At 63.9% G+C, this 26047-nt stretch carries 28 protein-coding genes; 16 read left to right on the top strand and 12 right to left on the bottom strand.

The window, feature by feature from the left end; genetic code table 11:
• Nucleotides 1-7: 7 nt before the first annotated feature.
• The 5 genes from gnd to IHQ72_RS04770 all read left to right on the top strand — a co-directional run bounded on the left by gnd (nucleotide 8) and on the right by IHQ72_RS04770 (nucleotide 5261).
• Nucleotides 8-1024: a phosphogluconate dehydrogenase (NAD(+)-dependent, decarboxylating) gene (gene gnd / locus IHQ72_RS04790; protein ID WP_258121416.1), complete on the top strand. Its 1017-nt coding sequence runs from the start codon at nucleotides 8-10 to the stop codon at nucleotides 1022-1024.
• Between the two features lie 16 nt (nucleotides 1025-1040).
• Nucleotides 1041-2417: a glucose-6-phosphate dehydrogenase gene (zwf, locus tag IHQ72_RS04785; RefSeq protein ID WP_258121415.1), complete on the top strand. Its 1377-nt coding sequence runs from the start codon at nucleotides 1041-1043 to the stop codon at nucleotides 2415-2417.
• 17 nt (nucleotides 2418-2434) lie between these two features.
• On the top strand, nucleotides 2435-3139 hold the full coding sequence (locus IHQ72_RS04780; RefSeq protein WP_258121414.1) for an ROK family protein: 705 nt from the start codon (nucleotides 2435-2437) through the stop codon (nucleotides 3137-3139).
• Nucleotides 3140-3286: 147 nt separating this feature from the next.
• Nucleotides 3287-3748 carry a Ros/MucR family transcriptional regulator gene (locus IHQ72_RS04775; RefSeq protein WP_258121413.1) on the top strand — a complete coding sequence of 154 codons (462 nt, stop codon included), beginning with the start codon at nucleotides 3287-3289 and terminating at the stop codon, nucleotides 3746-3748.
• Nucleotides 3749-4019: 271 nt separating this feature from the next.
• Nucleotides 4020-5261 (top strand): MFS transporter, encoded by a 1242-nt coding sequence (locus tag IHQ72_RS04770; protein ID WP_258121412.1) that lies wholly within the window; start codon nucleotides 4020-4022, stop codon nucleotides 5259-5261.
• 106 nt (nucleotides 5262-5367) lie between these two features.
• Here the strand turns inward: IHQ72_RS04770 and IHQ72_RS04765 are convergent, their stop codons facing one another.
• Nucleotides 5368-5799, bottom strand: a complete 432-nt coding sequence (locus tag IHQ72_RS04765; RefSeq protein ID WP_258123729.1) for a winged helix-turn-helix transcriptional regulator — start codon at nucleotides 5797-5799, stop codon at nucleotides 5368-5370.
• Between the two features lie 206 nt (nucleotides 5800-6005).
• On the opposite strand from IHQ72_RS04765, the gene IHQ72_RS04760 reads away from it, so the two are divergent.
• Nucleotides 6006-6362 carry a hypothetical protein gene (locus tag IHQ72_RS04760; RefSeq protein ID WP_258121411.1) on the top strand — a complete coding sequence of 119 codons (357 nt, stop codon included), beginning with the start codon at nucleotides 6006-6008 and terminating at the stop codon, nucleotides 6360-6362.
• A 94-nt stretch (nucleotides 6363-6456) separates the two neighbouring features.
• Nucleotides 6457-7272, top strand: coding sequence for an oxidoreductase (locus IHQ72_RS04755; RefSeq protein WP_258121410.1), 816 nt, complete (start codon nucleotides 6457-6459; stop codon nucleotides 7270-7272).
• A 258-nt stretch (nucleotides 7273-7530) separates the two neighbouring features.
• Here the strand turns inward: IHQ72_RS04755 and IHQ72_RS04750 are convergent, their stop codons facing one another.
• From IHQ72_RS04750 to hemC, 6 genes are all read right to left on the bottom strand, one after another.
• Nucleotides 7531-8247 (bottom strand): glutamine amidotransferase, encoded by a 717-nt coding sequence (locus IHQ72_RS04750; protein WP_258121409.1) that lies wholly within the window; start codon nucleotides 8245-8247, stop codon nucleotides 7531-7533.
• An 11-nt stretch (nucleotides 8248-8258) separates the two neighbouring features.
• A complete protein-coding gene (locus IHQ72_RS04745; protein ID WP_095495563.1) occupies nucleotides 8259-8738 on the bottom strand; it encodes a tellurite resistance TerB family protein in 480 nt (159 codons plus the stop codon).
• Between the two features lie 45 nt (nucleotides 8739-8783).
• Nucleotides 8784-10364: a heme biosynthesis protein HemY gene (locus IHQ72_RS04740; protein ID WP_258121408.1), complete on the bottom strand. Its 1581-nt coding sequence runs from the start codon at nucleotides 10362-10364 to the stop codon at nucleotides 8784-8786.
• Between the two features lie 10 nt (nucleotides 10365-10374).
• Nucleotides 10375-11874 carry a COG4223 family protein gene (locus tag IHQ72_RS04735; RefSeq protein ID WP_258121407.1) on the bottom strand — a complete coding sequence of 500 codons (1500 nt, stop codon included), beginning with the start codon at nucleotides 11872-11874 and terminating at the stop codon, nucleotides 10375-10377.
• Between the two features lie 91 nt (nucleotides 11875-11965).
• A complete protein-coding gene (locus IHQ72_RS04730) occupies nucleotides 11966-12682 on the bottom strand; it encodes a uroporphyrinogen-III synthase (RefSeq protein WP_258121406.1) in 717 nt (238 codons plus the stop codon).
• A 1-nt stretch (nucleotide 12683) separates the two neighbouring features.
• Nucleotides 12684-13610, bottom strand: coding sequence for a hydroxymethylbilane synthase (gene hemC / locus IHQ72_RS04725; RefSeq protein WP_258121405.1), 927 nt, complete (start codon nucleotides 13608-13610; stop codon nucleotides 12684-12686).
• Between the two features lie 104 nt (nucleotides 13611-13714).
• Between hemC and tsaD the strand changes: the two genes are divergently transcribed.
• The 6 genes from tsaD (at nucleotide 13715) to IHQ72_RS04695 (ending at nucleotide 17761) form a co-directional block, all read left to right on the top strand.
• Nucleotides 13715-14800: a tRNA (adenosine(37)-N6)-threonylcarbamoyltransferase complex transferase subunit TsaD gene (gene tsaD / locus IHQ72_RS04720; RefSeq protein WP_258123728.1), complete on the top strand. Its 1086-nt coding sequence runs from the start codon at nucleotides 13715-13717 to the stop codon at nucleotides 14798-14800.
• Nucleotides 14797-15807 (top strand): NAD(P)H-dependent glycerol-3-phosphate dehydrogenase, encoded by a 1011-nt coding sequence (locus IHQ72_RS04715; protein WP_258121404.1) that lies wholly within the window; start codon nucleotides 14797-14799, stop codon nucleotides 15805-15807. Before tsaD ends, IHQ72_RS04715 begins: the two co-directional genes overlap by 4 nt.
• Nucleotides 15808-15828: 21 nt before the next feature.
• Nucleotides 15829-16125 (top strand): YciI-like protein, encoded by a 297-nt coding sequence (locus IHQ72_RS04710; RefSeq protein ID WP_258121403.1) that lies wholly within the window; start codon nucleotides 15829-15831, stop codon nucleotides 16123-16125.
• A gap of 23 nt (nucleotides 16126-16148) precedes the next feature.
• Nucleotides 16149-16574, top strand: a complete 426-nt coding sequence (locus tag IHQ72_RS04705) for an EVE domain-containing protein (protein ID WP_258121402.1) — start codon at nucleotides 16149-16151, stop codon at nucleotides 16572-16574.
• Nucleotides 16529-17227, top strand: coding sequence for a class I SAM-dependent methyltransferase (locus tag IHQ72_RS04700; RefSeq protein WP_258121401.1), 699 nt, complete (start codon nucleotides 16529-16531; stop codon nucleotides 17225-17227). Before IHQ72_RS04705 ends, IHQ72_RS04700 begins: the two co-directional genes overlap by 46 nt.
• A gap of 111 nt (nucleotides 17228-17338) precedes the next feature.
• Entirely contained in the window at nucleotides 17339-17761 is a 423-nt protein-coding gene (locus IHQ72_RS04695; protein ID WP_258121400.1) for a DUF1761 domain-containing protein, read from the top strand.
• Between the two features lie 28 nt (nucleotides 17762-17789).
• On the opposite strand, the gene gcvA is transcribed toward IHQ72_RS04695, so the two are convergent.
• Nucleotides 17790-18740 carry a transcriptional regulator GcvA gene (gene gcvA, locus IHQ72_RS04690; RefSeq protein ID WP_258121399.1) on the bottom strand — a complete coding sequence of 317 codons (951 nt, stop codon included), beginning with the start codon at nucleotides 18738-18740 and terminating at the stop codon, nucleotides 17790-17792.
• A 164-nt stretch (nucleotides 18741-18904) separates the two neighbouring features.
• Here gcvA and IHQ72_RS04685 point away from each other — a divergent pair, with 164 nt between their 5' ends.
• Entirely contained in the window at nucleotides 18905-19162 is a 258-nt protein-coding gene (locus tag IHQ72_RS04685; protein WP_258121398.1) for a hypothetical protein, read from the top strand.
• A gap of 96 nt (nucleotides 19163-19258) precedes the next feature.
• On the opposite strand, the gene IHQ72_RS04680 is transcribed toward IHQ72_RS04685, so the two are convergent.
• Entirely contained in the window at nucleotides 19259-19855 is a 597-nt protein-coding gene (locus IHQ72_RS04680; protein ID WP_258121397.1) for a L,D-transpeptidase family protein, read from the bottom strand.
• Between the two features lie 84 nt (nucleotides 19856-19939).
• Here IHQ72_RS04680 and IHQ72_RS04675 point away from each other — a divergent pair, with 84 nt between their 5' ends.
• Both IHQ72_RS04675 and IHQ72_RS04670 read left to right on the top strand, forming a co-directional pair.
• Nucleotides 19940-20623, top strand: a complete 684-nt coding sequence (locus IHQ72_RS04675; protein ID WP_258121396.1) for a response regulator transcription factor — start codon at nucleotides 19940-19942, stop codon at nucleotides 20621-20623.
• Nucleotides 20624-20852: 229 nt separating this feature from the next.
• On the top strand, nucleotides 20853-21308 hold the full coding sequence (locus tag IHQ72_RS04670) for a cyclic nucleotide-binding domain-containing protein (RefSeq protein WP_258121395.1): 456 nt from the start codon (nucleotides 20853-20855) through the stop codon (nucleotides 21306-21308).
• Nucleotides 21309-21518: 210 nt separating this feature from the next.
• Here the strand turns inward: IHQ72_RS04670 and IHQ72_RS04665 are convergent, their stop codons facing one another.
• From IHQ72_RS04665 to IHQ72_RS04655, 3 genes are all read right to left on the bottom strand, one after another.
• Nucleotides 21519-22325: an exodeoxyribonuclease III gene (locus IHQ72_RS04665; RefSeq protein WP_258121394.1), complete on the bottom strand. Its 807-nt coding sequence runs from the start codon at nucleotides 22323-22325 to the stop codon at nucleotides 21519-21521.
• Nucleotides 22326-22493: 168 nt separating this feature from the next.
• A complete protein-coding gene (locus tag IHQ72_RS04660; protein ID WP_258121393.1) occupies nucleotides 22494-23177 on the bottom strand; it encodes an outer membrane lipoprotein carrier protein LolA in 684 nt (227 codons plus the stop codon).
• Nucleotides 23178-23320: 143 nt separating this feature from the next.
• Nucleotides 23321-25975: an FtsK/SpoIIIE family DNA translocase gene (locus IHQ72_RS04655; RefSeq protein WP_258121392.1), complete on the bottom strand. Its 2655-nt coding sequence runs from the start codon at nucleotides 25973-25975 to the stop codon at nucleotides 23321-23323.
• Nucleotides 25976-26047 lie beyond the last annotated feature (72 nt).

Raw genomic sequence — 26047 nt, 5'->3', positions numbered from 1 at the left:
GAGAAACATGCAGATCGGAATGATGGGACTGGGCAGGATGGGCGCCAACATGGTGCGGCGCCTGCTGCGCGATGGCCACGAATGCGTGGTCTATGACATCAACCCGGCCAGCGTCGCCGCACTGGTCAAGGACGGCGCGATCGGGGCGGCTTCGATGGAGGAGTTCGTCGGCAAGCTGACCAAGCCGCGCAGCGCCTGGCTGATGCTGCCGGCGGCGATTACTGGCAAGATCGTCGAGCAGGTGGCCGCGCTGATGGAGCCAGGCGACATCATCATCGACGGCGGCAATTCCTACTACCACGACGCCGTCGACCAGGCCGCACACCTCGCCTCCAAGGGCCTGAACTATGTCGATGTCGGCACCAGCGGCGGCGTCTGGGGCCTCGAGCGCGGCTATTGCCTGATGATCGGCGGCCCCGACGGCGCGGTCCAGCATCTCGACCCGGTCTTCGCGACGCTGGCGCCAGGGGCCGATGCCGCCGCGCCTGCCACCGAAAAGGGTGCCGGAACCGCGCCCTTCGGCTATCTCCATTGCGGAGCGAGCGGCGCCGGCCATTTCGTCAAGATGGTCCACAACGGCATCGAATACGGCGTCATGGCCGCCTATGCCGAGGGCATGAACATCCTGAAAGCGGCGAATGCAGGCAAGAGGCAGCGGACGGCGGACGCCGAAACCAGCCCGCTCGAAAACCCACAATACTACCAGTTCGACATCGATGTCGCCGAGGTAGCCGAGGTTTGGCGGCATGGCAGCGTCATCGGTTCCTGGCTGCTCGACCTGACGGCCGGCGCGTTGAAGGCCGACTCGGCGCTGACGCAGTTCGGTGGACGGGTCTCGGATTCCGGCGAAGGCCGCTGGACGCTGAAGGCGGCGATCGACACCGGTGTGCCGGCGCCGGTTCTGTCCTCGGCCCTGTTCGACCGGTTCTCCTCGCAAGGTGAATCCGAATTCGCCGACAAGCTCTTGTCCGCCATGCGCTATGCTTTCGGCGGCCATGTCGAAAAGCCGAAGACCGGCTCGTGACGGGGGAGACACGCTCATGAGCCAGGAACGGTCCGACACGCTGGTGCTTTTCGGGGCGACCGGTGATCTCGCCCACAAGAAGATCTTCCCCACACTTTACGCCATGGTCGCCAAGGGAACACTGACCGAGCCGGTGATCGGCGTCGCCTTCGACGCCTGGGACCTGAAGCAGTTGCAGGCGCGCGCCCGCGACGGCATCGTCAAAGCCGTCGGCAAGGTCGACGAAAAAATCTTCGCGAAACTTGCCTCGCTGCTTCGCTATGTCAGCGGCGACTACCGCAGCGTAGCGACATTCGAGAAGTTGAAAAACGCGCTGGGAACCGCGCAGCACCCGCTGCACTATCTGGCGGTGCCGCCGACCATGTTCGAGACGGTCATCCAGGGTCTGGAGCAGTCTAGCGCCGCCCAGGGCGCACGCCTGATGGTGGAAAAGCCCTTCGGTCATGATCTGCAATCGGCGCGCTGGCTGAACCGGGTGCTACATCTGGTCTTCGACGAAAAGTCGATCTTCCGCATCGACCATTATCTCGGCAAGGAGGCTATCCAGAACCTGCTCTATTTCCGCTTCGCCAATTCCTTCCTCGAGCCGATCTGGAATCGCAATTTCGTCGAGAGCGTCCAGATCACCATGGCCGAGGATTTCGGTGTCGAGGGCCGTGGCCGCTTCTACGACGAGGTCGGCTGCATCCGCGACGTCATCGAGAACCACCTGCTCAACATCCTGCTGCTGCTTGCCATGGAGCCGCCCGTTGGTCGCTCGGCCGACGATCTTATCGACGAGAAGGTGCAGGTGCTGCGGGCGATCCGGACGCTGACCAAGGACGATGTCGTGCGCGGCCAATTCAAAGGCTATCTCAGCGAGCCGGGCGTCGCGCCGAACTCGCCGGTCGAGACGTTCGCGGCGGTGCGGTTTTTCGTCGACACCTGGCGCTGGCAGGACGTGCCCTTCTTCATCCGCGCCGGCAAATCAATGCCGGTGCACGCCACCGAGGTCGTTGTCCGGCTGAAGCGGCCGCCGCTCGACGTCTTCGACCCGATCAAACCGGGCGACGCAAACTACGTGCGCTTCCGCATTGACCCACAGGTAGCGATCTCGATTGGCGCCCAACGCAAAGCCGCCGGTGACGACATGATCGGCGAGCAGGTCGAACTCACCGCGCTCGACGACAGCAAGGGCGACATGCCGCCCTATGAGCGGCTGATCGGCGACGCCATGAACGGCAACGGCCAGTTGTTCACCCGCCAGGACGCCAGCGAACTCGCCTGGCGGATCGTCGGCCCGGTGCTTGGCGACACCACGCCGCCGCAGCTTTATGAGCCGGGGACATGGGGTCCTGCCGATGCGATGGCCGGATTCGGACCGCCGAACGGCTGGATCAATCCGGCGAAATGAACTCGAGAGGCGACGCAATGGCCAAAGCGGCGAGAAAGCCTGCACCGGACAGCGAAAAGATCGTGCTTGCGATCGATATTGGCGGCTCCCACGTCAAGATCCTCACCAGCGCCGGCGGCGAGGAGCGCAGAACCGATTCCGGACCCGGCCTGACGCCGCAGCAGATGATCGCGGCCGTGCAGACGCTCGCCGATGGCTTGCCCTACGACGTCATCTCGATGGGTTATCCCGGCCCGGTGCATCACAACAGGCCGCTGACCGACCCTGCCAATCTCGGCAAGGGCTGGGTCGGATGCGACTTCGCAACGCAGTTCGGCAAGCCGGTGAAAATCGTCAACGACGCGCTGATGCAGGCCGTCGGCAGCTACGAGGGCGGGCGCATGCTGTTCCTCGGCCTCGGGACGGGGCTCGGTGCTGCGATGATTGTCGACAATGTCGCCCAGCCGATGGAACTCGCGCATCTCCCCTACAAGAAGGGCGGCAGTTTTGAGGATTATATCGGCGAACGCGGCCTTGAAAAGCGCGGCAAGAAGAAATGGCGCAAACACGTCTTCGACGTCGTCGAGCGGCTGCGCGCCGCCATGCAGCCTGACTATGTGGTCATCGGCGGCGGCAATGTCGACGAGTTAGACGAATTGCCTGCCGGTTGCAGGCGCGGCGACAACACACGCGCCTTCGAAGGGGGATTTCGACTGTGGCGCGACAAATCCCTGATTGTCTGATATTATAGCGGTTTGGGATCAGACCTGTTGATCTGGCCCGGCCGTTAGTATTGTTATTCAAAATAATGTGTGGCGTGGTGCGGCGTCATTGCGTTGCGCAGATTTGCCGACTAGGAATTCTGCGACCCCACTAACGGAGAAAATAGATTGACCGACGACAGCAACAAGGCCCGCAAGGACATCGACCTTCTCGAGCTGACTGCTCACATCGTGTCCGCTTACGTCGAGAAGAACCGCTTGCCCGCTTCCGGCCTCGGCGATCTCATCGCCAGCGTCAGCGCGTCGATAAGTGGACTCGGACAACCCGCCGCTCCGGCGGCAGCGCCGCTGATCCCCGCCGTCAATCCTAAGAAATCGGTGACGCCGGACTACATCATCTGCCTCGAAGACGGCAAGAAGTTCAAATCCCTGAAGCGCCATATCGGCGTTCATTTCGGGCTGACGCCGGATGCCTACCGCGCCAAATGGGGCTTGCCGGCCGACTATCCGATGGTTGCCCCCACCTATGCGGCCTCGCGCTCGCAACTGGCGAAGGCGATCGGCCTTGGCCGCAAGGCCGCCCCGCCGGCGCCGGTGAAGAAGACCAGGAAGCCCAAAGCCACGGTCTGACACGTCGTTCGAAGCCCGGCAAACGGAAGCCTCGAAGATTGGCAGGACAGAGGGGGGCGCGAAGGAACTCGACCTGCGCGCCCGATAGCCTCTCCACCTCCGCCGAGCGCGTTTGCCATATGCGATTAGCATGGCAGCCCGAAAATCCTTGATCCAGCGCCGGTTTTTGCGCGCGCCCCGCGCCGAATTGCGCTAAAGGCTTCTTGTCCGGACCAGCGCCCGTCGTGGAAGTGCCCCGCCGGCCGATGCTATCACGACGGGGCCTAAAATCATGACATCGCAAGCCCATCCATCGCCCGACCGGCGCTATGCCGCCTTCCGGCACAAACCCTTCCTGAGTTATTGGGCGGCACGCTTCCTCTCCACCTTCGCCACCCAGATCGTATCCGTCGCCGTCGGCTGGCAGGTGTACGACCTGACCCGCGATCCATTCGATCTCGGCCTTGTCGGCATTGTCCAGTTCTTGCCTTCGCTGCTGCTGGTGTTGGTCACCGGGGTGGTCGCCGACCGTTTCGGCCGCCGCCTGATCATGGCGCTGACCGCACTGCTGGAGGCGATCTGCGCGTTGGTTTTGCTGCTGCTGACGCTGCGCGGCCTTAGCGGGCCGGGTTTGATCTTCGGCGTGCTCGCCATGTTCGGCATCGCGCGCGCCTTCTTCGGACCGGCGGCAGCGTCGCTGTTCGCCAACCTCGTGCCACCTGAGGATTTCGGCAACGCGATCGCCTGGAATTCGTCAGCCTGGCAGACGGCGACCATCGTCGGACCGGTCGCCGGTGGCTTGCTCTACGGGCTTTCGGCGGAAGCGGCATACGGCACCGCAGCCGTTCTGATGTTTGTCGCCGCGGTGCTGGTCTTTACTATCCCGAAGCCTGCCCAGCGCAGCGAAATCGACAGGCCGACGATGCAGACCCTGTTTGCCGGATTCGGCTATATCTGGAGCGAGAAGATCGTGCTCGGCGCCATTTCGCTCGATTTGTTCGCCGTGCTTTTGTCCGGCGCCACGGCACTGATGCCGGTCTATGCGCGCGACATCCTCGATCTCGGCCCATGGGGCCTGGGACTGTTGCGCTCGACACCGGGCATCGGCGCCATCTGCGTTGCCATCTGGCTGGCCGGACATCCGATCCGCAACCACACCGGCGTGGTCATGCTCGGCTTCGTCGCGCTGTTCGGCGCCTTTACCGTGCTGTTTGGCCTCTCCACCATCACCTGGTTGTCGATCGCAGCACTCGCCTTGCTCGGCGCCACCGATATGTTCAGCGTCTACATCAGAGAGACGCTGATCCAGCTGTGGACGCCGGACCAGGTGCGCGGCCGCGTCAACGCCGTCAATCAGGTTTTCGTCGGCGCCTCCAACGAGCTCGGCGAATTCCGTGCAGGCACCATGGCGGCATTGATCGGCACCGTGCCTGCGGTGGTGATCGGCGGCGTCGGCGCGGTCGTTGTCGCCGGGCTGTGGGCGGTGCTGTTCCCGCAGCTGCGCAAGGTGCGCCACCTCAACGGGCGAAACTGAACCAGAGCGCACTGATCCGGGGCGCACTGATCGGGGGTTCGGGCCCGGCGAACGCCGAATGACCCCGCTGTTGCCACGTCTCAGCTCCCATCGATGCGGACGAATGCTATTCGGGCGCTGCAACGCGTATCGCGCGGGTGCCGATCTTTGCCCCTGTGACAGCATCCACGGCTACCGGCTCGATTTCTGCTCCTGTCTCAGCGTCGATGTATCGCGCCAACCTGCCTTCGCCACGGTACTGGCGTCCCCACGCCCCCAGTAAGATCAGCACCGGCAAGAAATCGCGGCCGGCGGCGGTCAGCACGTACTCATCGCGCGGAGGCCGCTCCGAGTAGCGTCGCTTTTCCAGAAGTCCCTCCTCCGTCAGCGTCGCCAGCCGCCGGGTCAGGATGGTTGGGGCGATGCCCAGACTTTTCCGGAATTCGTCGAAGCGGGTGAGGCCCAGGCTCGCGTCGCGAAGGATCAACATGCTCCACGCATCGCCGACGCAGGTCAGGCCGCGGGCGATCGGGCAAGAGGCATCGGAAAGATTTTTCATGTTCATACCATTTTGATAGTGACTTCATATCGAAATGATAGTAACATCCTTTTGAGATGCAATCCAGCACAAAGAAAGGAGTGACTTCCATGAACAGGACCAACCTTGGCGTAGCCCATCCGGAACGCAACCGTCAGCTCGTGCAATCGGCACATCACATCGCCGCGGGCCAGCCGAGATCGGCACCATCCAAACGGAGCGTCGCAATGATCAACCTCATCGGTGGCGTGGCGGCATTCTTCCTGGCCGCGTCTCCGTTGTATGCCGGCGAGCTGTCGGTCATGGCCGGGGAGAGTATCGATCTCGGCGGTTTTCGCGGCGTCTTACACTACACCGACGAAAATGACGGCTATCGGGTGATCGCAACGATAGCCGATGGTGAGGCCGGGCTCCCAGTGCGCTTCTCGGCCACGCTCGCCGAAGGGCAGTCGGCTACGATATCCGTGCCGCGGAAATTGGGCGAACCTGAGCAAAGCCTCGAGATTTCGCGCTCCGGCGACAAGCTTACCGTCACCGAGCTGGGGTCGGTGTCCAACCAGCGAACTGGGGCCCTTGCCGAGTAATGCCCCTCATCGGATCGCCGGGGCGTGCGCCACATCTCCATTTGGCGCGCATGCCTGCAGCCGCCAATCCAACACAAAGAAAGAAGTGACTTCCATGAACAAGACCAATCCTGGCGTCGCCCTGGTGACAGGGGCATCCACCGGCATCGGGCGCGCAACGGCCATTGCTTTGCAGACCGCCGGCTTTCGCGTGTTCGGCACAAGCCGTCGCGCGGTCGCCGAACGATCCGACGGCATTACCATGCTGACCTGCGACGTCACCGATGACGCGTCGGTGGCGAAACTGGTCGATGAGGTGCTGGCTAAGGCCGGGCGTATCGACCTGCTCGTCAACAATGCCGGCATCGGCTTGCTCGGCGGCGCCGAGGAGTCCTCGACAGTCCAGGCTCAGGCGCTGTTCGACGTGAACGTCTTCGGCGTACTCCGCGTGACCAACGCGGTTCTGCCGACAATGCGCCGTCAAGGAACGGGCAGGATCGTCAATTTGAGTTCGGTATTGGGGTTAATCCCAGCACCCTATTCCGCGCTCTATGCGTCGACCAAACATGCCATCGAAGGCTATTCCGAATCGCTCGACCACGAACTGCGCCTTTTCGGAATTCGCGTCGTGTTGGTCGAGCCCGCCTATACGCGGACGTCGTTTGAAGAAAATCTCGCCAGGCCGGACCAGTTGCTTGATATCTATGACGCTGCGCGCGCTGGCATGGATGTGATCCTGCGCAAAGCGATCGAAACAGGCGATGCTCCGGAAATCGTAGCCGAAACGGTGTTGAAAGCAGCGACCGAATCCGTTCCGAGAAGGCGCTATGCGGCGGGAAAAATGGCGCGCCAGGTCAGTTTCCTGCGCCGTTTCGTCCCGGCATCCGCATTCGACAAGAGCCTGCGAAAGCAGAACGGGCTGCCGGTCTGACGTCGACCATGACGTCCTGCTTCGGTCGAACCGGCAGGCCACAGCAGACTGCTGTCGCTCGGTTCACCGCTCGGCAGGCAGACCTTGCCGGTCCGGTGGCCTTGACGCAACCTTTGGCCCATTGTCGGGCTCCAGCGGTGGCTGGACTTGGAATCGGTGGTACGAATCCGGATGCCTGAAGCCGCAGAGCCTCGTACGCCAAAAACGGCGATTTACAAAATTAGATCAACAGTTTGCGTTTTATAGACGGAAACTAGATCAGGACCGCACGCGCCTGCCGAAAATCGTCTGCAGGAATTCGCCGAGCCAGCGTTTGAGATGCATGTCCCAGATCAGCCGGCCGCCGAGATGGTCGCGGCCGGGCTGCGCGCCGGGCAACTCGAAGCGATGCGCGCCGCGAACGACCCAGCGCTGCATCATCGCCCTGGTCAATTCGCCATGGAACTGGATGCCCCAGGCATTGTCGCCATAACGAAAGGCCTGGTTGGGATAGGTTTCGGCCGTCGCCAGCAGCGTCGCGTCCTTCGGCAGCGAGAAGCCCTCGCGGTGAAACTGGTAGACCATCTCAGGCCAGTGCATCAGCTTCTTGCCGTCCTCCGTCGCCTTCAGCGGATACCAGCCGATCTCGACCAGCCCCTCGCCATGACCCTCGACCTTGCCGCCAAGGTGGTTGACCAGCATCTGCGCGCCGAGGCAGATGCCGAGCAACGGCCGGTTCTCCCTGAGCGGAACTTTCAGCCAGTCGGTCTCGCGGCGGACAAAATCGTCCTCGTCATTGGCGCTCATCGGTCCGCCGAACACCACGGTTCCGGCGTGACCGTCCAGTGTTTCCGGCAAGGTGTCGCCGAGCGGCGGGCAGCGGAGATCGAGGTCGAAGCCTTCTTCGATAAGCATGTGGCCGACGCGCCCGGGGCTCGAACTCTCCTGATGCAGCACGATCAGGATTTTTGGTCTCGGCCTCGGCATGGATGGCATCGGGATCCCGTCTATTCGTCGCTCGACGTTCCAGTGGCGCCCGGCGCTTCGGCGGCCGCCTTGCGGCGTGCCTCGACGCGGTCGTGGCGTTCGACGCCGATCAGCTCGGCGACCCGCCAGACGATATTGTCCTCGAGTTCGTGCAATTCACCATCGGCGTAGACGATTTCCCACATCAGGCCGATGAAGGCTTTTCGCGCGTCTGGATCGAGCTGGCGCTTCAACACGCTGGTGAAGGCGTAGAGGTCGATCGCCTCATTGTCGGCCCGCTCGCCGGCGGCGGCAAGCGCGTCGAGCTCGTCGCCGCTGATCGAATAGCTTTCCGCCAGCACCGCCTTGAACCGCTCCCATTCGGCATCCTGACGCACGCCGTCGGCACTCATCACATGGTAGAGAAGGGCGGATGCGGCAACGCGCGGATCATCGGCGTTGTTGCGGGCGCTGCCAGCTGCCGGCAGGTCCTTCAGAAACGACAGAACGCGTTCGAACATGTGATTCTTACTTCCCATCGGCCAAAACTATCAAGCTCAGCCAAATCAGAACAATCGAAATTTGCGTGGTGATTTTTGGTCTTCGTCGTCCGGATCGACGCCGGGGTCGTCGGGCAGCCGGGCCAGTTCCTCCGCCGGTTCGACGGCTTCCGCATCCGTCGCGGTGACCGGCGTAACATCGTCTTCGCCGCTTTCCGATGCCGTCGCGGTGGCCGGTCTTTCGGCCGAACCAGCGGGGTTCAGCTCGATCACATTTTCCTTTGCCGGCTTGATAGGCGCCGCAATGGTCGGCACCGCGACGTCCGGCGCGTCCTCGTCACTGTCGATGAGCTGGCCGAGCCGCTCCATCGGCGCCCGCCATTCGAAGGCGTCTAGCTTGCCGGTGATCGGCGACACCGGCGCCCAGCGTTCGGAGACGACGCCGTCGGCAACCCAGGCCGGATCGCGCGGTGCACGCACTGCCTTGGACAAAAGCTGCCGCACCTTGCCCTGATCGCCGGTCTCGGCCTCCTCGATGTCGGCCAGAAGCAGATAGGCGCCTTCGCGGCGATCCATGCGAATGGCCGCCTCGGCCTCTTTACGGGCGGTTGAAAAGTCCTGCGCGTCGAGCGCGGCGCGCGCCACCGCCAGCGAGGATTCGGCGTGGTTCTTCTTCATCTCCTGCAGCTTCTTCGCCCGGTTCAGGCGGTCGAGCACGGCATCGCCCGGCCGGGCGTGTGTGTAAATCTCGGCGATCTCCGGATGCGGCTCGGCTTTCCACGCCGCTTCGAGTATCTTCGCGCCCTTGCGCACATCATTCTGTCTGAACAGCAGTTTGGCTGCGACGACCGCCGCCGGGGCGAAATCCGGCCGCAGCCGGTTGGCCTCGAGAGCAGCGGTTTTGGCGGCATTGGGATCGCTGTCGATCAGTGACTGCGCCTTTGCGGTGAGCAGCACGGCGCGACGCCGGTTGGCGGCGTCGCGCTCGATCTGGCGCGTCGATTTCTGCGCGTCGACCAGTTTCAGCGCGCCGTCCCAGTCGCCGCGCCCGGTCAGGTCTTCCAGCGTCGATTCGGCGGCCCAGGCCAGTTGCGGCGCCATCACCGCGGCACGGCCGGCATAGTGCCGCGCCGCGTTGCGATCACCGAGGCGCTCAGCCTCGAGATAAAGCCCGCGCAGGCCGAGCAGCCGCATTTCCGGATCGTCGAGCATAGTCTCGAACTTTTCGCGCGCACCCTCATGGTCGCCTTCCAGCAGCGAAGCTTGCGCCTTCAGCAGATGGATCAGCGGCTCCTGGTCGGAGCGGATCAGCTTTGCCGCTTCCTTGGTCTTCTTGCGGGCAAGCGCTCCGTCACCGGCGCCGGCGGCGATCATGCCGGTCGACAGTGCCTGATAGCCACGATCGCGACGGCGCACGCGGAAATAACGCGAGATGGTGTAGGGACTGTTCCACAGTGACTTGAGCAGCCACCAGACGATCATCACCGCGGCAACCACGGCGACAACCGCCACCGCCGCCACCATCAGGCTGACCTGATACTGATAGCCGCTGAAGGTGACGACCATCTCGCCCGGCCGGTCGGCCAACCAGGCGAAACCCAGGCCGAGCGCGAAAACGACGGCGAGGAAAAGCAGAATGCGAATCATCGGGTTTTCCTCACGCCTTCATCGCACCTGATATCAGCGCGTCGACCTGCTTCTCGACCTCGATCCGCGCCTTCAATTTGCCGGCAAAATCGGCGCCGGCAGCCTTCACCGGCTCGGGCAGCGTATCGTATTCGCTGAGCGCCTTGGCGTAGTCGTCCTGATTGACCGCCACCTCCATGCGGGCGACGATTTCCGGAGCGCCAGCACCTTCGACGGCACCGATCGGCCTGACCTTGACCAGCGATTCGGCGCTCGACAGCAGGCTTTGCAGGAAGCCGGCATTCTGGTCGACGGGCTCTGAGGCAGCGACCATGGCATTGGCGGCGGCAGGCATTTCGGCGGCGATCTCCGCACGGGTCGGAACGCCCTTTTCGGCGTAGGCACGTAAGCCTGCGATCTCGGGCGCATCCGGTGAAATCGCCGCAAAGGTTTCGAGTTCGGCGGCGAATGGCGCACCGCGGTCGAGGGCTGCCTTCAGCGCCGATGCGGCGATGGCGAGCGCAACCTTCGGCTGCCCGGCCTGTGCTTCGACCTTGCCGGAAAGCTGCGCCACCGACTGATCCAGCGCCGCAAGCCGGCGGTCCTGTGCCGTCGTCGTCTCACCCGCGGATTTTACCGCCGCGTCGAGCCCGGCCAGCCTTTCGTTGAGCGGCCCGAGATCGACCGGCGCCGTATTGCCGGCCTGGCCAAGGGCAGCGACCGCCGTCTCGATCTGCCTGACCTTGTCGCCAAGCCCTGCAAGCCCGGCAGTGTCGCCTGCTCCGCCCTGCTCGACCGCCGATTTCAGCGCCGCGACATCCGTCTTGACCTGATCCAGCGCCGACGACAGCCCGTCCACCTTGGCCGACACATCATTGTTGCCGGCTGTGTCCTTGAGCCCGGCGATCTCGCTCTTCAGCGAAGCGATTTCGCCATTGATGCCATCGAGCGACACGCCGCCCGAGGAGACATCGCCAGCTCCTGGCGCGCCGAGCAGGCCCGCAAACTGCAGCCCTCCGGCGGCAGCGAGCGCGATGACGCCGCCGATAATGCCGGCAGCGATGCCGTTGATGCCGCCACGCTTCGGCTGCGCTGCCATGTCTTCATTCCCTGTCTGGGTTTCTTTCGGCGCTTCATCGGTCCCGCTGCTGGTCCCCGTCCCGCTGGCTTTGGCGGATCCGTCGTCGAAACTGTAGTCGAAGGCCCGGTTCGCGGACCCCTCCGAGCCGGCCGGATAGGTCGGTTTGGGTCCTTCGGGACCTTTGGCGCCGCCCTCTGCCGGCTCTTCCGAGCCGGCCGGCGGGGCCGCGTCGGCATGTTCCCACGGCTCGATGTCGGTCTGGTCGGCATGCACGGGTTCTTCAGGCGCTTCCGGCTGCGACGCGTTTGCCGCTTCCTCTGCCTTCGCCTCGTCGGTCCGCCCGTTGGCGGCATCCTCGTCGGCAACGCGCGAGACAGCGCCGGGTTCGAGTTCGATGGTCACCGGCTCGCGACGGCTTTTCGAATGCCGCATCTTCGGCGTCTTGACCATGCTTAGGCTCCGCAAAATTCGCTTCGGGATGGTTCAGAAAGGGTCTAGCACATCACCAAGCGGTGAAAAGGGGCGGCGTGATGACACGGGGTCAACGCCACGTCCGCAAAAGCTCCAGCAGTGCCTCCTCGCTGGGCTCCGGCGCAACGCGGAGCTTTTCTGAGGCGACAGTCTCCAAGGCTGCGGCAATACGTCCGGACAGCGCGAAAAACCATGTCTCTTCAAAAAGATCGCGAAGCGCCGGCCGTTCGGTCAGGGCCTGCATCGCTGCCGCCGCCTTGGCCGAATAGAGAAGCACCGCTTCAACCGGCTGGCCGGACAGGCGCGCAAGAACGGCCTCGTCGGAATAGTCCAGCGCGACGGTGTCATAGGCCTCGACGGTGCGGACGTGAACGCCTGCCGCCTGCAGCCGCTGCTCGAAACCCGAAAACCGCACGCGCCCGCACAGATAGACGATGGTCTGTCCGGCGTAATCGCCGGCAAGCGCATCGGCCAGCGCCTCGGCATCGCCGGGGCCTTCGCTGACGGACAGGAATCCCGCCGTGCGGGCCGATTCCGCTGTCCGTCTGCCGACTGCATGGCAGGGCAAGGCGGCGAGCGCCGCGATGATTTCCTTCGGCGCATGGCGCGCAGCATTGGCGCTGGTGACCGCAACGGCGGCGGACTTGATTGCGATCCCGTCCACATCGACCGGCAGAGCCACCGTTTCGGTCAATGGCAGCAGGATCGGCTGAAAGCCCTGGTCTCGCAGCCGCTGTGCCGTGCGCGAGGCGCCCGGTTGCGGCCTCGTCACCAGGACGCGAATCATGTCAGGCCCAGCCGTCGAAGAATTTTTCGCCGGCCCTGGCCCGCACGGTCCTGGCGGCGTCCTCGCCGATGCGGGCGGCATCCTGCGCCGGGCCTTCCGCCCTGACCTCATGGGATTGCGAGCCGTCCGGCGAGATGATCAGCCCGGCGAAGAAAACCGTTCCGCCCGATATCGTCGCATGGCCGGCGATTGGCGTGCGGCACGACCCGTCGAGCGCCGCAAGGAAGGCGCGCTCGCAGGCCAGCGCCTGTCCGGTCGGCACGTCGTGGATTGCCGTCAGCATCCTTTCCACATCGAGGTCGCCGACGCGGCTTTCGATGCAGATCGCGCCTTGCCCCGGCGCCGGCGGAAAAGTGTCGAGCGGCATCAGGTCGGTGATGACATTCTCGAGCCCGAGCCGCTTCAGCCCGGCATAGGCGAGGATGGTGCCGTCGGCGACGCCCTCGTCGAGCTTGCGCAGCCGCGTCTGCACATTGCCGCGAAACATCACCACCTCGAGGTCCGGCCGCATCCGCCGGATCAGCGACTGGCGCCTGAGCGAGGACGAGCCGACCCTCGCGCCTTGCGGCAATCCGGCGATTGTTTTCGCCGCCTTGCCGACGAAAGCGTCGCGGGCATCCTCGCGCGGCAGGAAGGCGGACAGTTCCAGTCCGTCGGGCAACACCGTCGGCATGTCTTTTGACGAATGTACGGCGATGTCGATGCGGCGCGCCAGCAGCGCTTCCTCGATCTCTTTGGTGAACAACCCCTTGCCGCCGGCCTCCGCCAGCGGCCGGTCCTGGATGCGGTCGCCGCTGGTCGAGATGACGACCACTTCGAACGCCTCAACCGGCATGCCGTGCGCCGCCATCAGCCGCGCTTGCGCTTCATGCGCCTGCGCCAGCGCCAGCGGGCTGCCGCGTGTTCCGATTTTCAAGGTTGTTTGCATGGCGCGCCGTCCGTGATAACCCCCGGCAGATTGAGGCCGTTTTCCCGGCTTTCTCCTAACGGGGAAAGGCTGGTTGCACAATCTCTAGGGATGGCGACGAATTGATCCGCGTTCTGGGCATTGAGACGAGTTGCGACGAGACCGCCGCCAGCGTGGTAGCGCTGGACGCCGGCGGCGCACCCAAAATCCTGTCAGATATCGTGTTCAGCCAGATCGAGGAGCATGCCGCCTTTGGCGGCGTCGTGCCGGAAGTCGCCGCACGCGCCCATGTCGAGGCGCTGGACGGCGTCATCGAGGCAGCGCTCGCCGATTCAGGCGTCGATCTCGCCGACATCGACGCGATTGCTGCGACCGCCGGCCCCGGCCTGGTCGGCGGGCTGATCGTCGGGCTGATGACGGCGAAAGCCATTGCCGCGGCCGCAAACAAGCCGCTGATAGCCATCAACCACCTCGAAGGCCATGCGCTGACCGCGCGGCTGACCGACGGGCTCGACTTTCCCTACCTGTTGCTGCTGGTTTCCGGCGGCCACACGCAGATCGTCGCGGTGCGCGGCGTCGGCGACTACCAGCGCTGGGCGACAACCATCGACGATGCGCTCGGCGAAGCCTTCGACAAGACGGCCAAGATGCTCGGCCTGCCCTATCCCGGTGGACCGAATGTCGAGAAGGCGGCGGCGACCGGCGACGCCACGCGCTTCGCCTTCCCGCGGCCAATGAAAGGCTCGGCGCAGCCCGATTTCTCCTTTTCCGGGCTGAAGACCGCCGTGCGCCAGGCGGCGACTGCCATTGCTCCATTGAGCGACCAGGACGTTGCCGACATCTGCGCCTCGTTTCAGGCGGCGGTGGCGGATGCGCTGGACGATCGGGTTTCGAGAGCGCTGAACCGATTCCGTCAGGAATTTCCAGGCGAGATGGAGCCTGCGCTCGTTGTTGCAGGCGGCGTCGCCGCCAACCGGACGATCAAGACGACACTGGAAGCCCTGTGCGAGAAAGCCGGCTTTGCTTTCGTCGCGCCGCCGCTCAAACTCTGCACCGACAACGCGGCGATGATCGCCTGGGCCGGTATCGAGCGGTTGCGCGCCGGCATCGCGGGTGAAAACGCCGCCGATTTTGTGCCGCGCTCGCGCTGGCCCCTGGACAGCATCTCTGCCCCGATGGTCGGCTCGGGCCGGCGCGGAGCCAAGGCATGATCGGCGGCGAGGACAGGGCACCAAGCGGCTGGCGCGTCGCCGTGCTTGGCGGCGGCGCCTGGGGCACGGCGCTGGCGCTGGCAATGCTGCGTGCCGGCCATTTCGTCCGCCTCTATGCGCGCGATCCGCAGACCGTCGCTGCGATCGACCACGGCGAAAATCCGCGCTATCTGCCGGGTATTGCGATCGAGCCGGGCATCGTGGCGACGAGCGACATCAAGGCCGCGCTCGACGGCGCCGATTGCGTGCTGGCGGTGGCGCCAGCGCAGTCGCTGCGCGCGATGCTGGCAGCCGCGAAAGATCATATGCCGCACGGCGTCCCGCTGGTTCTCTGCGCCAAGGGTATCGAGCGCGACACCGGCGCGCTGCTGTCGGCGATCGCCCGGGAAGCCTTGCCGGGCAATCCGGTCGCCGCCCTGTCGGGTCCAAGTTTCGCCACCGACGTCGCCAAGGGCCTGCCGACCGCCGTGGTCGTCGCCGCCCGCGACGAGGGTCTTGCCGCCGATCTTGCCGCGCGCTTTTCGGCGGAAAATTTGCGCTGCTATTCGAGCGACGACCTTATCGGCGTCGAGATCGGCGGCGCGCTGAAGAATGTCTTCGCCATTGCCGCGGGTGCGGTCACCGGCGCCGGGCTCGGCGCCAGCGCCCAGGCCGCGATGGTGACGCGCGGCTTCGTCGAATTGCGCCGCATCGGTGCCGCCTTCGGTGCCAAGCCGGAGACACTGATGGGGCTTTCCGGTCTCGGCGACCTGTTGCTCACCTGCTCGTCCGCCCAGTCGCGCAATTTCGCCTACGGGCTGGCGCTCGGGCAAGGCAAGCCGCTTGCCGGTCTGCCCTTGGCCGAAGGCGTGCCGACGGCGGCAATCGCCGCCCGCATCGCCATCGAGCGCGGCATCGACGCGCCGATCATCACAGCCGTTGCCGCCATACTGGACGGCACTATCACCATAAGTCAGGCTGTCACGGCGTTGATGACGCGACCGCTGAAGACCGAAACCGACCTATAATCTCGATCCGGAGTTGGAAAAATGCTGTTTGCGTGGATTTGCAAGGACAAGCCTGGAGCACTGCAGGTGCGGCTCGATACGCGGCCCGAGCATGTTGCCTTCCTGGAGGGGCTGAACGGTGAGAAGAAACTGGCCTTCGCCGGTCCGTTCCTCGACGCCGACGGCAAGCCGAATGGCAGCCTCGTGGTGGTCGAGGCGCCCGATCTGGCCGCCGCGGAAGCACTCTCCGCCGCCGATCCCTACGCCAAGGCCGGGCTTTTCGAGAGCGTCCAAATCCGGCAGTGGAATTGGGTTTTTAACAAGCCGGTGGCTAGTTAATCCTGATCGCACGGAGGAGCAAAATGAATTACTGGCTGTTCAAATCCGAGCCCTCGGTCTTTTCCTTCGAAGCGCTGAAGGCGAAGGGCAAGGCCGGCACGCAATGGGACGGCGTGCGCAATTATGCGGCGCGCAACAACATGAAGGCGATGCAGATCGGCGATCTCGGCTTCCTTTACCACTCGAACGACGGGCTCGACGTGGTCGGCATCGTCGAGGTCTGCGCGCTGGCCCATCAGGACACCACGACTGATGATCCGCGCTGGGAATGCGTCGATATCCGCGCCGTCAAGGATGTGCCGAAGCCGGTGACGCTGGAACAGGTCAAGGCCAATCCCAAGCTGGCAGAAATGGCGCTGGTCCGGCTCGGACGGCTTTCCGTGCAGCCGGTGACTCCGGCCGAATGGAAAGAGGTCTGCCGCATGGGCGGCCTGACACCAGCGCCGTGACGGCGCTGACGCCGGACAGCGCGAAAAAGTTCATCCTCGACAACACGGTGCTGATGGCCCCGCCGCATGTGCCGGAGATTCTCCTGCATCTCGCCGACGAGGCACATGATCTGTGGCAGCGCACGGAGGACGAGCTGACCGAGATCGGCCTGCCGCCACCGTTCTGGGCCTTTGCCTGGGCCGGCGGGCAAGGCCTCGCCCGCTATGTCCTCGACAATCCCGATACGGTGCGCGGCAAGCGCGTGCTCGACTTCGCTTCCGGCTCCGGCCTTGTCGCCATCGCCGCCGTGCGGGCCGGTGCGGCGGAGGTGATCGCCGCCGACATCGACCCGTTCTGCGCGACGGCGATCCGCCTCAATGCCGAGGCCAATGATGTCGGGATCGAGTTCCTCGGCACGGACTGTATCGCAACCGATGCCGGCTGGGATGTGGTCCTGGCCGGCGACGTGTTCTACGACAGGTCCTTCGCCGACAGGCTGATGCCATGGTTCGCGACGCTGAAGGCGCGCGGCGCCGAAATTCTCGTCGGCGATCCCGGCCGCTCGTATATGCCGAAAGCCGGGCTGGAGCCGCTGGCCGTCTACCAGGTGACGGTGACGCGGGCGCTGGAGGACGCCGAGGTCAAGCGCACCACTGTCTGGCGCCTTGCTTGACGGCACCGCCGAACAGGCGTTCCATCGCGCATCGATTTTTGAGAATACGCATGTCGTTGTCCCAAAACCGCCGGGCGCTTTTGGGCGACATGCTTCCGGGGAGGGAAATGCATGGATTTTTCAGCCGTGAACTGGCTGGCGGTGATCGTCGCCGCCGTGGTCGCGTGGCTGTTCGGCGCCGCCTGGTACATGGGTTTGAGCAAGCCGTGGCTCAAGGCCACCAGGCTTGATCCCGCGACCATGAAGAAGTCGGCAGTGCCCTTCGTCATCTCCTTCATTGCGGAACTGATCATGGCGCTGGTGATGGCCCTGATTGTCGGCGCGATGACGGGCGGCGAACCCAGCCTCGTCGCCGGGCTTGTCTTCGGCTTCGTCCTCTGGCTGGGTTTCGTCGCCACGACGCTTTCCGTCAACCATCGCTACGAAGGCTTCGGCTGGGATCTTACCCTCATCGACGGCGGACACTGGCTTGGCGTCCTGCTCCTCATCGGCGCGGTCATCGGCTGGTTCGGCGTGGCGGAAGTCGCGGGCTGAGGACAACACTGCGAACTCGGAAGCGACACTAAAGCTCGTCCCAACTTTGGCGTGTCGGATCTGGCTGCGGCTTGTGGACTTCGTTCAGCAGCCAATCCCTGAACGCCACGATCCTGGCGTCATCGGCGGCTCCCTGCGGATAGACCAGGTGATAGGCGAAGTCGGGCGCAACCTTGATGCCCAGTTCAAACGGCTGCACCAGCCGCCCTTCGGAAAGGTCGTTTGCCACCATGGCGAATTCGGCAAGTGCAACGGCATTGCCGTCAAGCGCCGCCTGCAGGGCATCCGATGAGCTGCCGAAGACGATGGTCCGGCTGTCATCGAAATCGTCGACGCCGGCCGCCGCCATCCACATGCGCCAGTTCGGCCAGGTCACGCCCTGGCGCGACCACGCGATATGGGCGAGCGTATGATGGAACAGGTCGCGCGGCTCTTTCAGCGGCGGCCCCGCCCGCAACAGTGCCGGACTGCAGACGGGAATGATAACGTTGTCGAACAGGCGGTGGCTGCAAAGTCCGGCATATTTCCCGGTGCCGAAACGGATGCCGACATCGACGTCGTCGCGTTCGAAATCGCGCACCTCGTAGGTAATATCGAATCTCAGCTCGATGCCCGGCCGCTGCTTGCGAAAATCGTCGACGCGCCGCATCAGCCATTTTGTCGCGAACTGCGCGTCGAGCGTTATCTTCAGCAGGGCAGTTCCGCGCGCCGTCTTCTGGGCCTTTGAAACCGCCCGGCCGAGCAGGTCGAGCACCTCGGCCGAGGCCTCGAACAGCAGCGTGCCCGCCTCCGTCAGCCGGATGGTGCGGCTGGTACGCGTGAACAGCACGAGGCCCAGCTGATCCTCGATTTCCTTGATCTGGTGGCTGACCGCCGCCGGGGTCAGGCCGAGCTCGTCGGCGGCGCGGGTGAAATTGAGGTGCCGGGCCGCCGCCTCCAGCGTCCTTAGGGCACGGGTTCCCGGCAGCAGGCGGGCCATCAGCGCGGGACGATTTTTGGCAGGATCATCGCTCTTGATCCACAAATAAAATTTGATGATCTTGAAAGAACTACTCGTTTCCCTCTTAAAATTCAATCCGTCATGATGTGACCATCGAGAAACCATTAAACCGGATTTGATGTCCGGATGAAACGGATCAGGTCATGTCACACATCGTTTTGAAGTCTCCGGCGGCCGGACCAATCTGGCTACGCGCCGCAATTGAGTGGTTCCGCCACGCGAAAATCGCGGTCAACCTGCTGCGGGAGCCCAAGCCCCCGCATGAAAGTATCGAGAACCTCTCGGATCGCCAACTGCTCGACATCGGCGTCGAGCGGAAGGATGTCGCCCGCGCCATGGACCGGGAGCTGGGTCGGCTGGGACTGATCGATATCGGCTGGCAACGGCCACGGCGGAAATAGGGGAGTAAGGCAGTAGGGAAAGCTGGGGTCGTGCATCCCGCGCACATCGCTGCCGACAACTCTCCTACTGCCCTACTGCCCTACTGCCCTATTCCCTTAACGTACCACCTTCACCACCGTCCTATCCGACAGCAGCGGCAACAGCCGCGCCATCGCGCGTGCCGTCACCGCCACGCAGCCTTGCGTCGGCGTGAAACCGGGGCGCGCCAGGTGGAAGAAGATGGCGCTGCCGCGCCCGCGGCGGCGCGGCGCGATGTTCCAGTCGAGCACCAGGCAGGCGTCATAGAGTCGGTCTGAACGCCGCATCCGCTCGTGGCTGGCGCCATAGGGAATCTTGACCGGACGGTTGTAGTTACGGTCCTCGGGCACTTCGCACCAGCCGAGATCGCGACCGATCGGCGTCATCGCCAATCGGGTTTTGCGGCCGCCGGGGAATTGATCCCCGCGAAAATATCCCGACAGGATCCGCATCGGACCAAGCGGCGTGGCGCCGTCGCCTTCGCGTTTGCCGGCTGATATGCCGCCGCGCCCCAGCGCACATGAAAACACCAGTTTGCCAGCCTGCAGGAGCCCTTGGCTGGGGTGGCCGGGCCTGGCGCGCACGGTGAGAACCCGAATCCCTTTTCGCAAAAATGCGCTCGCCTCATTGCACGCGCGTTTTTTCTTGTATGATCGTGCCACGGAACAAATCATTGTGATCGGCTGTTGTGCCGGTCAGCTTCCGCATAAACAGGCAGCGGTCAACTGAATTTTCTTTTCAAAACAACGGATTGATCCATGACTTCACGCACCATTCTGATCGTCGATGACGATGACGACCTGCGCGGCACACTCGTCGAGCAATTATCTCTCTATGAGGAATTCGACGTCCTGCAGGAATCAACCGCCGCCAAAGGCATCGCCATGGCCCGCGGCGGCCTCATCGATCTGCTCATCATGGATGTCGGCCTGCCCGACATGGATGGCCGGGAGGCGGTGAAGATACTGCGCAAGGGCGGCTACAAGTCGCCCATCATTATGCTGACGGGACACGACACCGATTCCGACACGATTCTCGGCCTCGAAGCCGGCGCCAACGACTATGTCACCAAGCCGTTCCGCTTCGCGGTTCTCTTGGCCCGCATCCGTGCCCAGCTTCGCCAGCATGAGCAGAGCGAAGACGCCACATTTTCGGTCGGCCCCTACACTTTCAAGCCCAGCCAGAAGCTTCTGATCGACCAGCGCGGCGCCAAGGTGCGGCTGACCGAAAAGGAAGCCTCGATCATCAAGTATCTCTATCGCGCCGACCAGAAGGTGGTGACGCGCGACGTGCTGCTCGAGGAAGTGTGGGGCTACAATTCCGGCGTCACCACGCACACACTGGAAACCCATGTCTATCGGCTGCGCCAGAAGATCGAGCGCGATCCTTCCAATGCAGAAATTCTTGTGACAGAAAGCGGCGGCTACAAGCTGGTTCCTTAAACATTTAATTATCCAATGAGCGGTCGGGGCGGGGCCGCTTTCGGGTACGATCCTGAGACTGGAGGTGGTTCTGGATCGGACTCGCAGACGCATCGGTCCAAAAATCGGAGTCGATCTTTTGGAAAGCAGGGTGCGTCGATTTCAAAGCGTTAGAGCGTCCTTTGCGCGTCCAAAGGGAGGCTCGGCGCTCTAAGGAGGGATTGGACTGGCCGTTCGGGGACATAGCTAGATGGCGTTGGATGACGACATCCGCATCCTATCCGCCGTGAGGCTCTTCGAGGGCTTCACGGAGGAACAGTTGCGTCTGCTCGCCTTTGGCGCGGAAACCACCAGCCTGCAGGCCGACCACAAGCTTTACCGCGAGGACGACGAGGCCGATTGCGCCTACATCGTGGTCAGCGGGCGCATCGTCCTCTATCGCGAGCAGGATGGCGCCCGCGTGCCGATAGGCACGGCCGGCCCCGGTACCATGTTGAGCGAACTGGCGCTGATCGCCGACACCAACCGGCTGACCAGCGCATCCGCCGAGATCGATTCGGAAGTGCTGCGGCTCAGCCGCAAGATGTTCCGCCGCATTCTGGAGGAGTATCCCGATGTCGCGGTCCATCTGCACCAGCGCATTTCCGAGGATTTTCAGGCATTGATCCGCCGCATCGAGGAGCTGGCGCCGCGTTTCGACAACTGAACCCGGATGCTTTCAACTCGCTCTCACAACAGACCGTGAAAGCCAATCGGATCAGGGCGGCAAGGGCTGAGGTGTGTCGAGATTCAGATCAGGCCGAGCCGAGAATGGTGGGGTCCGAGAACCTGAGCGGAGCGTACTTTTGGGTACGTGAGCACCGGAAGCGCAGGAGACCACCATTCGCAGGCCGGCCTCATCTGAATATCGATACACCTAATCCAGGTCGAACCGCGCTATGACCGGCACATGGTCCGAAGGCCGTTCCCAGCCGCGCGCCGGCCGCAGGATCTCGTAGCCGGCAAAGCTCGGCACCAGGTTTGGCGACGACCAGACATGGTCGAGCCGCCGGCCGCGATCCGACGCTTCCCAATCCTGCGCGCGATAGCTCCACCAGGTGTAGAGCTTCTGTTCATAAGGCACGTTGAGCCGCATCAGGTCGACCCAGTCGCCGGCGAGCCGCATCGCTTCGAAACTTTCCGTCTCGACCGGCGTATGGCTGACTACTTTCAGGAGCTGCTTGTGCGACCAGACATCATGCTCGAGCGGCGCGATGTTGAGGTCGCCAACCAGGATCGAGCCGGACACTTCGTCGTGCTCGGCGCGGATGGCGTTCATTTCGGCGACGAAATCCAGCTTGTGCTTGAACTTGCGATTGATAATGGGGTCGGGCTCGTCGCCGCCGGCCGGAACGTAGAAATTGTGCAGCAGGATCGCCTTGCCGCCGGCCCGGACGGTGACCGACAGATGCCGGCAGTCGTCGATCTCGCAGAAGCGGCGCTTTTCGACAATCGCGATCGGCCGGCGCGCCACCGTCGCCACGCCGTGATAGCCCTTCTGGCCGTGGAAGGCGATGTGCTCGTAGCCGAGCTTGCGAAACGCCTTCTCGGGAAACAATTCGTCAGGAACTTTGGTTTCCTGTAGGCAGAGCACGTCCGGTGCCTGTTCGACAAGCAGGCGTTCGACGATCGGCATGCGCAGGCGGACGGAATTGATGTTCCAGGTGGCGATGGAAAAGGGCATGCACAGGATCCGGGGACAGCGTATGGCCGCCGGAGGTGAACGCCTCTGGCGAGTCATGCGCGCATGAAAGAGTCGGGCCGGAACCTGCCAGCCGCGCAACTCAAAAACAAGCCGGGCCGCGCCTGGTAAGGCACGGCCCATGAGTCTACACGTCTACCGCAGCAAGTCTTAGCGCGACTTGGTGTTCAGCTCGCGGTTCGCCGTATAGTCGATGGCAAAGGTGTCGGGGGCGAAGCTCACGCCTTCCCTGACGTTGAAGATCATCACCGTCGTGTCCTTGCCTTGCGCATCGGTGATCGTCCACTGGCGCAATTCGTAGGTTTTCGGATCGAACATCATGGTGATCTTCGAACTGCCGAACACCGATTTGTCGGCGAGTTGAATGGTGGTGACGTCGTTCTCTTCCTTGACGCTTTTGACGCGGCCGCCGGAGAGATCGATCCTGTTGTCGAGTAGCAGCTTGAGCGGCGTTTTCGACAGTGGGTAGAGATCGGACGTTTTCAGCCGCTTGTTGAGGATGACCACCGACTTGCCGTCGGAAATCACCCTGAAATTCGACGTCCCGTCATAGTTGAAGCGGATCTTGCCCGGCCGTTCCAGAAAGAACTTGCCACCGGTCTGCTCGCCCTTGGGTCCGAACTGCACGAATTCGCCAGTCATCGATTTGACCGAGGAAAAATGGTCGGCGATCTTCTGCGCGGTGGGTGGCACCGCCGCTTGCGCCGACGCCAGCAACTGGACCCCGGGCACGACGTTGATGGCCGCAGCACCTGCCAGCACCAGGCCGAGGCCAAGCAGCTGGCGGCGGGTCGGGGCAAAGTCGCTGATCGTGGCAAAAGAAGAGTTTTTCATGCCGGTCACTCTCGTCTGGTTTATCTGTTGTCGCAGTGTTTGGCCCCCCAGTTGGGCTTAAGTTTGGCGGCCGAACAGCGCTTGGTCGTTGCAAACGCGCCAGAAGGTTCAAAGTTGCCGCCGTCGACGTCTTGCCGGTCGGATCAGAACTTGTCGTCTTCCGTCGGCACCAGAATCTCGCGTTTTCCAGCATGGTTGGCCGGGCCGACAATGCCTTCCTTCTCCATCTTCTCGATGATCGAGGCGGCGCGGTTGTAGCCGATGCCGAGCCGGCGCTGGATGTAGCTGGTCGAGGCCTTGCCGTCGCGCAGCACCACGGCAACCGCCTGGTCGTAGGGATCGTCGGAATCCTCGAAATTGCCGCCGCCGCCGCCCGAACCCCCCTTGCCCGACGGCTCGTCGTCGTCCTCATCGTCATCCTCGGTAATGGCATCGAGATACTCCGGCACGCCCTGCAGCTTCAGATGCGCGACGATCTTCTCGACCTCGTCATCGGAAACGAAGGGGCCGTGCACGCGCTGGATGCGGCCGCCGCCGGCCATGTAGAGCATGTCGCCCATGCCAAGCAGCTGTTCGGCGCCCTGCTCGCCCAGGATGGTGCGGCTATCGATCTTCGACGTCACCTGAAAGGAGATGCGGGTCGGGAAGTTGGCCTTGATCGTGCCGGTGATGACGTCGACCGACGGCCGCTGCGTCGCCATGATGACGTGGATGCCGGCGGCGCGCGCCATCTGCGCCAGGCGCTGCACCGCGCCTTCGATGTCCTTGCCGGCGACCATCATCAAATCGGCCATCTCGTCGATGATGACGACGATGTAGGGCATCGGCTCGAGATCGAGGTTTTCGGTCTCGTAGATCGCTTCGCCGGTCTGGCGGTCGAAGCCGGTCTGCACGGTGCGCGAGATTTTCTCGCCTTTCTTCTCCGCCTGCTGCACCCGCGCGTTGAAACCGTCGATGTTGCGGACGCCGACCTTGGACATCTTGCGGTAGCGGTCCTCCATCTCGCGCACGGTCCATTTCAGCGCCACCACCGCCTTCTTCGGGTCGGTGACGACAGGCGTCAGAAGATGCGGGATGCCGTCATAGACCGAGAGCTCCAGCATTTTCGGGTCGATCATGATCAGTCGGCAGTCCTGCGGCGTCAGCCGGTAGAGAAGCGACAGGATCATGGTGTTGATGGCGACCGACTTGCCCGAACCGGTGGTGCCGGCGACCAGCACGTGCGGCATCTTGGCGATGTCGACGATGACCGCCTCGCCATTGATGGTCTTGCCGAGCGCCAGCGCCAGCTTGGCCTTGGTGGTCTCGAAATCGCGGCTGGCCATGATTTCCCTGAGATAGACGGTCTCGCGCTTGGCGTTCGGCAGCTCGATGCCGATGGCGTTGCGGCCGGGCACCACCGCGACGCGGCAGGCGATCGCGCTCATCGAGCGGGCGATGTCATCGGACAGGCCGATGACCCGCGACGATTTGATGCCGGGCGCCGGCTCCAGCTCGTAAAGCGTGACGACCGGGCCGGGGCGGACATGGATGATCTCGCCCTTGACGCCGAAATCCTCCAGCACGCCCTCGAGCAGACGGGCATTCTGCTCGAGCGCGTCCTTGGACAGGCTGGCGTCACGCACGACGTTCTTCGGTTCGGACAGGAAATGCAGCGACGGCATTTCGAATTGTTCGGAGCCGATCAGCGAGGTCTGCGCTTCGCGCTGGACACGAGCGCCCGGAACGGGTCGGGGCGCCGGCGCCGCGACGCGTGTGGCCGCATCGGAGCGGAACGGCTGCACCCTCGCATTGGGCGCAGTGCTGCGTTGGCCCACGGGCTCCGGCGCAAAATCCATGTCGTCGTCATCGTCAAAAACATCGGCGTCGTCGGGATCGAGCGAGGCGCTGCGGTCGTTGACCATGGCGGCGAAGAATTCCGGCTCGACGCGGGCGCGGCCATCCAGGCTCATCCGCGCTTCGGCGAATTCGGCCGATTCGACCCGCTCGGCAGCACGCCGCCAGGCGCTGGCGCGCGGTTCCATCTCCGGTTCGAAATCGTCGCGCTCCCGGCGGCGCGCGGCGCGACGGCGGAGATAGGCGCGCAACGACAACCACCAATGCGTGATCGCGCCAAGCGCCAGAATGCCCTCGTCGCCCTCGTCCTCATCATTGTCGAAAAGCAGGTCGTCCTGCTCCCTCGGATCGGGCGCAGCCGGTTGCTCCAGGACGGCGAAACCGTTCTGGCGTGCAATCAGCGCCGAGCCGTAGGCAAACAGCCACAGTGCCGGCGCGGCGAGAAGCACGGCGAGCACGCTGGCGATGAGGCCCGTCGGGTAGCCGCCGACGACGAGGCCGGGAATCTTGAGCACCATGTCGCCGAACACGCCGCCGAGACCCGTCGGCAGCGGCCAGGTCTTCGGCGGCACCACGCAGCCGGCGATGGCCGCGGCAAGCACCGCGTAGCCAAACCAGGCGAGCCCGCGCCTCGGCAGCCTGTCGACGCCGCGCGCCGAAAACAGCAGAAATCCCCAGACCACCGCCGGCACCAGCGCCGCGACGGCAGCAAGGCCGAAGAACTGCATGGCAAGGTCGGAGAAGACAGCGCCCACATAGCCCATGGCGTTGGTGACGATGTTATCGGTGGCGTGGGAGAAGCTTGGGTCGGCGACGTTCCAGGTGGCGAGGCTGGCGATACCGAAGGCGACCAGCGCAAACAGGCCGGCGCCGACCAGCCGGCCGACCTGACGCCGCGCGAACGCCCGGATGCCGTACCCCGTATCGGCCAGCGCGAGCGGTGCTGAAGCCCCTGAACGCATTCGTCGTTCCCCGTCTGTCATGGACTGGCCGGACGCATGACGCACTCCGGCAGATTCGGATGCCAGACTAGC

Origin of the sequence: Mesorhizobium onobrychidis (genome assembly GCF_024707545.1) — a bacterium.
GTDB classification, from domain to species: domain Bacteria; phylum Pseudomonadota; class Alphaproteobacteria; order Rhizobiales; family Rhizobiaceae; genus Mesorhizobium; species Mesorhizobium onobrychidis.
The sequence above is the reverse complement of the archived record's forward strand: the minus strand, read 5'-3'. Positions and strand labels throughout refer to the sequence as shown.